General features: G+C 64.6%; 7 protein-coding genes. All 7 read left to right on the plus strand.

Annotation, left to right across the window (positions count from 1 at the left end):
- A partial coding sequence (gene eutB, locus VK519_RS00755) for an ethanolamine ammonia-lyase subunit EutB (protein WP_324346713.1) occupies nt 1-795 on the plus strand: 795 nt, incomplete at its 5' end.
- Entirely contained in the window at nt 788-1540 is a 753-nt protein-coding gene (gene eutC, locus VK519_RS00760; protein WP_324346716.1) for an ethanolamine ammonia-lyase subunit EutC, read from the plus strand. The genes eutB and eutC, both read left to right, overlap by 8 nt.
- A 126-nt stretch (nt 1541-1666) precedes the next feature.
- Nucleotides 1667-3100: a glycoside hydrolase family 125 protein gene (locus tag VK519_RS00765; RefSeq protein ID WP_324346718.1), complete on the plus strand. Its 1434-nt coding sequence runs from the start codon at nt 1667-1669 to the stop codon at nt 3098-3100.
- Between the two features lie 26 nt (nt 3101-3126).
- Nucleotides 3127-5547, plus strand: a complete 2421-nt coding sequence (locus VK519_RS00770; protein WP_324346720.1) for a GH92 family glycosyl hydrolase — start codon at nt 3127-3129, stop codon at nt 5545-5547.
- A gap of 56 nt (nt 5548-5603) precedes the next feature.
- On the plus strand, nt 5604-6632 hold the full coding sequence (locus VK519_RS00775) for a sulfate ABC transporter substrate-binding protein (protein WP_414692667.1): 1029 nt from the start codon (nt 5604-5606) through the stop codon (nt 6630-6632).
- Nucleotides 6629-7450: a sulfate ABC transporter permease subunit CysT gene (gene cysT, locus VK519_RS00780; RefSeq protein ID WP_324346722.1), complete on the plus strand. Its 822-nt coding sequence runs from the start codon at nt 6629-6631 to the stop codon at nt 7448-7450. The genes VK519_RS00775 and cysT overlap by 4 nt, the downstream gene beginning before the upstream one ends.
- Nucleotides 7447-7781, plus strand: a 335-nt coding sequence (locus VK519_RS00785; protein WP_524538966.1) for an ABC transporter permease family protein, incomplete at its 3' end; no start/stop codon positions are given. The genes cysT and VK519_RS00785, both read left to right, overlap by 4 nt.

A 7781-nucleotide genomic window follows, 5' to 3' on the forward strand; every position in this document is an offset into this window, starting at 1 on the left:
TCCAACGTCATCGACATGCTGGTCATGCTCGATGAGTTCCGCCAGCGCTACGACGTACCCACGCAGTCGTGCGTGCTCACCCATGTCACCAACACCTTGCGCGCGATCGAGCGCGGAGCCCCGGTGGACCTTGTCTTCCAGTCCATCGCAGGTACCGAGGCCGCCAACGGCAGCTTCGGCGTATCGCTGGCGTTGCTCGACGAAGCCCATGACGCGGGTAAGTCGCTCCACCGCGGCAATGTCGGGCAAAACCTCATGTACTTCGAGACGGGGCAGGGCAGCGCGCTGTCGGCCAACGCGCACCACGGCATGGACCAGCAGACCTGCGAGGCACGTGCCTATGCGGTGGCGCGCCGCTACCAGCCGTTGCTGGTGAACACCGTGGTGGGATTCATCGGGCCCGAATACCTTTACGACGGCAAGCAGATCATCCGCGCTGGCCTCGAGGACCACTTCTGCGCCAAGTTGCTGGGCCTGCCGATGGGCTGCGACATCTGCTACACCAACCATGCCGAAGCCGATCAGGACGACATGGACACCCTGCTCACGCTGCTCGGCGTGGCGGGGGTGAATTTCATCATGGGCGTGCCCGGCGCCGACGACGTGATGCTCAACTACCAGAGCACTTCGTTCCACGATGCACTCTACGTGCGCGATGTGCTCGGCCTGAAAGCCGCGCCGGAGTTCCAGGCATGGCTGGATACCATGGGCATCGGCATCGACCGGCGCCTGCCCGACGATGGCGGCCGCCATCGACTCCTTGACGATGTGCAACGGTGGATCGCCCATGACTGACCGCACCATCCCGAAGCCGTGGCAGCAGCTGCGCGAACTTACCCCGGCCCGCATTGGCACCGGGCGCGTGGGCACGTCGGTATCCACCGCCGATTCGCTGGCCTTCGGCGTGGACCATGCCCGTGCGCGCGATGCGGTGCACCTGCCGTTCGACGCCCAACGCCTGGCGGACGTGCTTGCCGAACGCGGACAGCACGCACTGATCGTACGCAGCGCGGCTGCCGACCGCCGCGAATACTTGTTGCGCCCGGACCTTGGCCGGCAGCTGGACGATGCCGGGCGCCAATACCTGGAATCGAAGGCGCGGTCGTGCGATGTGGTCTTCGTGATCGCCGACGGTCTTTCCGCACTGGCCACCGAACACGCCTTGCCCTTGCTTGATGTCTTGCGTCCGCGCCTTGCTGGCCTTGCCATCGGGCCCACCGTGATTGCCACCCAGGCACGCGTGGCGTTGGGCGATGAAGTGGGCTATCTGTTGCAGGCGAAACTTGTTGTGGTGCTGATCGGCGAGCGTCCGGGTCTGTCGTCCCCCGACAGCATGGCCGCCTATCTCACCTACGCGCCGCGCGTGGGGCGTACCGATGCCGAGCGCAATTGCGTGTCCAACATCCGTCCCGCTGGACTGGGCTATGCCAGTGCGGCAGCCACGCTGGGTTATCTCATTACGCAGTCGCTCTCGCGCGGCGTCAGCGGCATTGCGCTTAAGGACGATAGCGACTCACCGCCGGGGTTGCCCGGTGCATAGGCTGGCATCTTTTGTCCAGCCGCGTTACGGTCACGCTGGTATGTGCCTGGTGAGTTTGGGGGTCAGAGTGATTACTCTGACCCCGCCTGGTGCTTATGAGCCAACGTTCACCGCAGGGAAATACGCATGACGACACGACGCGACGTGCTCAAGTGGGGCGCCATCGGAACCTTTGCCAGCATGGCACCGCCGCTAGCCCTCGCCACAGCAGCGCCTTCCGCTTCCGGCTTTACCAGCCGGCGCCCTGCCAAGGGTGATCGCTGCTTTACTTCCGTAGCCGTAGAGACGGCCATCGTCGAAACAAAGAAGCGCATCGGCGATCCGGAACTGGCCTGGCTGTTTGAAAACTGCCTTCCCAACAGCCTGGACACCACGGTGAAGCTGGGCACGGCGGACGGCAAGCCCGATACCTTCGTGATCACCGGCGACATCGACGCCATGTGGCTTCGCGATTCTTCCGCACAGGTGTGGCCTTACCTGGCTTTCCTGAAAGAAGACAAACCGCTGGCGCAACTGGTGCAGGGCGTGATCCACCGTCAGGCGCGCTGCATTTTGCTTGATCCCTACGCCAATGCCTTCCTGCACGATCCGTCCTCCAAGCCGTTGACATGGAGCGGTTCGGACATCACCACGATGAAGCCAGGCGTGGGCGAGCGGAAATACGAGCTCGATTCGCTGTGTTATCCCATACGCCTGGCGCACGGCTACTGGAAGGCGACGGGCGATGCCACGCCGTTCGACGCTGAGTGGCTTAAGGCCATGAAGCTGGCGGTGGCCACCATGCGCGAGCAACAACGCAAGCATGGCCCGGGCCCCTACACGTTCCAGCGCGCCTCGCCGATAACCACAGAGTCCGTGCCGCTTAGCGGCTATGGCAACCCATCGCGTCCGGTGGGCCTGATCCACTCGATGTTCCGCCCGTCCGACGACGCCTGCATCCTGCCGTATCTGATCCCGTCGAACCTGTTCGCCGTGGTGAGCCTGCGGCAGCTGGCCGAGATGGCCAATGCGGTGGCGCACGATGCCGCCTTCGCCAACGAATGCAAGGCGCTGGCCGACGAAGTAGACCGGGCGCTAGCGATGTACGGCTCCATGCAGACGTCCACCGGCAAGGTGTGGGCTTATGAAGTGGACGGCTTTGGCAACCAGTTGTTCATGGACGATGCCAACGCGCCGGGCCTGCTGAGCCTGGCCTATCTTGGTTGTTGCAGGCAGGACGATCCGCTTTACCAGGCCACGCGCAAGCGCGCGTGGAGTGAGGACAACCCGTATTTCTTCAAGGGCACCGCCGCCAGTGGTATCGGTGGCCCGCACCAGGGCATGCGCTTGATCTGGCCGATGTCGATCATCGTACGGGCGCTGTCCAGTAGCGACGACGGCGAGATCCGACAGTGCCTCACGTGGCTCAAGACCACCCACGCAGGCACGGGTTTCATGCACGAATCCTTCGACCAGGACAACCCTGCCAAATTCACGCGTGCGTGGTTTGCCTGGGCCAATACCCTGTTCGGGGAATTGATCCTCAAGCTGGCCCGCGAGCGCCCCGCGCTGCTGGCCTGAATCCTTCCACGGAGTACAAAATAACCATGAGTTCCCGTCGAGCGTTCCTGAAGACCTCCCTGCTGGCCGGTGCCGTCGGCCTTGCCGGCATGCCGCGCTGGCGTGCCGATGCACTGGCCGCGCCCGTTGCCGGTGGCAAGGCGCCGCGCCAGTTCACGCGCCACGTCGATGTGTTCATCGGCACCGGTGGCCATGGTCATACGTATCCGGGCGCCACGATGCCGTTCGGCATGGTGCAGCTGAGCCCGGATACCTACAACGCGCTGTGGGACCAGTCGTCGGGATACCACCAGGGCGACGGCTCGATCATGGGCTTCTCGCATACCCACCTCACCGGCACCGGTTGCGGCGACCTGCTCGATTTCCTGGTGATGCCCAATGTCGGCGAGGTGAAGACGGAACCGGGCAACCCGGACCATCCCATCACGCGCTATACCTCGCGCTTCGATACGCCGCGTCCGGCCGGGGCGGAGCCCGACGCTGTATCGCCCACGGGAGGCCCCAAGGGCTATCGCGCCGCATTCACCCACGCGGACGAAAGCGCCGAGCCTGGCTATTACCGGGTACTTCTGCGCGACCGTGCAGTCACCGCCGAACTCACCGCCACCGCGCGCGTGGGCGTACACCGCTACACCTTCGCCAACGCCGGCGACAGCCACATCCTGGTCGATCTTTTCCACGCCATGCAGGACAACCCTGCAACGCCGCCGCCGGTGACTTCGGCGGACCTTGCCGTGGTGGGCAGCGACACGCTGACGGGCGGTCGCATCGTGCAGAGCTGGGCCAAGGGCCGGCACGTTTACTTCGCGCTGAAATTCTCCCGTCCTTTCGACCGTTGCGAAGTGTTCGTTGATGATGCCGCCGGCAGCGCGGTGAAGACGGCGCACGGCAAGAAGATCAAATGCGCGGCGCACTTCAAGGCCAAGGCGGGCGAGCAGATCCTGGTGAAAGTGGGCCTGTCGGCGGTGAGCGCGGAAGGTGCACTGGCCAACCTCAACGCCGAAATGCCCGGGTGGGATTTCGACGGCACGCGCGAGGCGGCAAGCATGGCCTGGGAGCGCGAGCTGTCGCGCCTGAAGATCGATGCCATCAATGAACGCCACCAGCGCATCTTCTACTCAGCGCTCTACCACAGCCTGATCGCACCGACCCTGTTCGGCGACGTCGACGGCAAGTACCGTGGCATGGACCTCGAGATTCACCAGCTGCCTGCCGGCGCGCAGACGTACACCGAATATTCCCTGTGGGATACCTACCGCGCGCTGCACCCGTTGTTCACCCTGGTACAGCCGCACCGCGTGCCCGACCTTTGCAACGACCTGATCCGCATGGCGGCGCAAAGCCCGGCAGGGCCGCCGGTGTGGCCGCTCTACGCGCGCGAAACAGGCACGATGACGGGCTACCATTCAGCGCCTGTGCTGGCCGAGGCCCACGCCAAGGGCTTCAAGGGCATCGATTTCGAAGCTGCGTGGCCTTCTTTCCGCAAACGCGCGATGGACGACGACTACCGCGGCCTGAAGTTCTACCGCGACCTGGGCTTCATCCCGGCGGACAAGATCGATGAGTCGGTCAGCAAGACACTCGAATATGCCTACGACGACTGGGCCATGGCGGAACTGGCCCATGCGGTAGGCAAGGAAGACGAGCGCACGGCGCTGATGAAGCGCTCGCGCAATTACCGGCATGTGTTCGACAAGTCCAAGACCTTCGTGCGGCCCAAACTTGCCGACGGCAGCTGGGCCGAGCCCTTCGATCCGCGCGGCATGGGTCATTCGAAGCAGTGGCGTGATTTCACCGAGTCCAATGCATGGCAGGCAACGTTCCTGAATCAGCACGACCTGCACGCCTATATCCAGGATTTCGGCGGCGACGAAGCCTTCGTGGCCAAGCTCGACGCCTTGTTCAACGGCAACCCCGAGCTTCCGGCCGACGCACCGCCCGATATTGCAGGCATGGTGGGGCAGTACGCGCATGGCAACGAGCCCAGCCACCATGTGGCCTGGCTTTATGCCTACGCCGGCCAGCCGTGGAAGACGCAGCACCGTGTGCGCTGGCTGCTGGACAACATGTACGACGACAAGCCCGACGGCGAGGCAGGCAACGACGACTGTGGCCAGGTATCGGCGTGGTACCTGCTCTCATCGCTGGGGCTTTACGCAGTGGATCCGGTAAGCGCCAACTACGTGCTGGGCAGTCCCCTGGTGCACCGCGCGGAGGTGGAACTGGCCGACGGCAAGAAACTGGTGGTGGAAGCGAAGGGCAACTCGGCGCAGAACGTGTATGTGCAATCGGTGAGCTGGAACGGCAAGCCGCACGATCGCAACTGGATCAGCCATGCCGAGATTGCCGCCGGCGGCAGCCTGGTCTTCACGCTTGGGCCCAAGCCCAACAAGGCTTTCGGGGCATCGAAGGCAGCCCGTCCGCCTTCGATGAAGCTGGAGGGCTAGACGTCTTTGCTGCATCGCCGCGAGGTTTGCTAAGGTAGGCTGCCGCGCCGCGGGCGATGTTCGGGAGGCGCTGCTTGGCAAGGCTCTGCGCGCTGTTGGCGTTCTTGTTGCTGTTGGGCTCGTGCTCCGCGCACGGGCCTTCTTCACAGCTGCTCAACGTTTCCTACGACCCCACTCGCGAACTGTTCCGCGACATCGACGCGGCCTTCGCCCGCGATTGGCGGGAGAAGACGGGGAAGGGGATTGCCGTGGGCATGTCGCATGGTGGCTCGGGCAAGCAGGCGCGGTCGGTGGCCGAGGGCCTGCCGGCCGACGTCGTCACCCTGGCGCTGGCCTATGACGTGGACATGCTGGCCGACCGCGGGCTGGTGGCGAAGGATTGGCAGAAGCGCTTCCCGTTCAACGCAGCGCCCTACACGTCCACCATCGTTTTCGTGGTGCGCAAGGGCAACCCCAAGCAGATCCAAGACTGGCCCGACCTCATCCGCCCCGGCGTCAGCGTGATCACGCCCAACCCGCGCACCTCCGGCGGGGCGCGCTGGAACTTCCTGGCCGCATGGGGTTATGCGCGGCGCCTGCCGGGCGGCAGCGAAGAGAGCGCCCGCGATTACATGGCGCAATTGTTCCGCCATGTGCCGGTGCTCGATACCGGTGCGCGCGGTGCTACCAACACCTTTGCCCAGCGCGGCATCGGCGACGTGCTGATCGCCTGGGAAAGCGAAGCACTACTGGCGCGCCAGAGCATCGGTGCCGACAAGATCCAGATCGTGATTCCGTCGGTGTCGATCCTGGCCGAGCCGCCGGTGGCGGTAGTGGACGCGAATGTCGACATCCACGGTACGCGCAAAGCGGCGGAGGCTTACCTGGCGTTCCTTTATTCCCCCGAAGGGCAGGAGATCGGTGCAAGGCATTTCTACCGGCCTCGCCTGCCCGAGGTGGTGGCGCGTCACAAGGGCGAATTCCCCGACGTGAACACCTTCACCATCGCCGATATCGCAGGCAACTGGAAGGCGGCGCAAAAGAAATTCTTCGCCGATGGCGGCTTGTTCGACCAGGTCGGCCCGGGCCGGGGAGACAAACCATGAAGCGGCGCGTCCTGCCCGGCTTCGGCTTGTCGCTGGGTTACGTGATGGCGTGGCTTGGGCTGATCGTGATGCTGCCGCTGGCGGCACTGGTGTTCAAATCAAGTGCGCTCGCGCCCTCGGGGTGGTGGGCGCTGCTTTCCGCGCCGCGTACACTCGCCGCGCTGCGCCTGAGCTTCGGGGGCGCCATGCTTGCCGCGGCAGTGAACGTGCTGGCCGGATTGCTGGTGGCGTGGGTACTGGTACGGTACCGGTTTCCCGGACGGCGCCTGTTCGATGCGCTGGTGGACCTTCCCTTTGCCTTGCCCACGGCGGTGGCCGGCATCGCGCTGACGGCTATCTACGCCCCCGAGGGCTGGCTGGGGCGCTACCTGGTGCCGATGGGCATCAAGGTGGCTTATGCACCTCTCGGCGTCGTGGTGGCGATGGTGTTCGTCGGCTTCCCGTTCGTCGTACGCACCTTGCAACCGGTGCTCGAGTCGATGGAGCGCGAGGTCGAGGAAGCCGCGGCAAGCCTGGGCGCCACGCGCTGGCAGGTGTTCTTCCGCGTGGTGTTGCCGCTGCTGCTGCCGACATTGCTGACCGGGTTCGGCCTGGCCCTGGCCCGGGCGGTGGGTGAGTACGGTTCGGTGATCTTCATCGCCGGGAATATTCCCAGGGTGTCGGAAATCACGCCGCTCCTGATCGTGGAGAAACTCGAGGAATTCAACTATGCGGGCGCCGCGGCATTGGGCGTGGCCATGCTGGTGCTGTCGCTGCTGCTGCTGTTGCTGGTGTCGCTGGTGCAGCGCGCAAGCCGTCGCTGGGAGCGACCGCGATGACGAACCGGCCATCGGTGGTGCGCGTGCTGATGATCCTGGTAAGCCTGGCCGTGCTCACGGTGTTCCTGTTGCTGCCGCTGGCAGTGGTGTTCTCGGAGGCTTTGAAACAGGGCCTGCATGCCTTTACACGCGTCTTCCACCAGGCCGAGGCCCGGTCGGCGATCTGGCTTACCTTGGCTGTGGCGGTGATCTCGGTGCCCGTGAACATGGTATTCGGCGTGGCGGCGGCATGGCTGATGGCGCGCTTCGAGTTTCGCGGCAAGGCCTTGCTGGGTGCCTTCATCGACCTGCCGTTTTCGGTTTCGCCGGTGATATCGGGCATGGCCTTCGT

The organism is Pinirhizobacter sp., assembly GCF_035317885.1.
GTDB lineage: Bacteria > Pseudomonadota > Gammaproteobacteria > Xanthomonadales > Rhodanobacteraceae > Pinirhizobacter.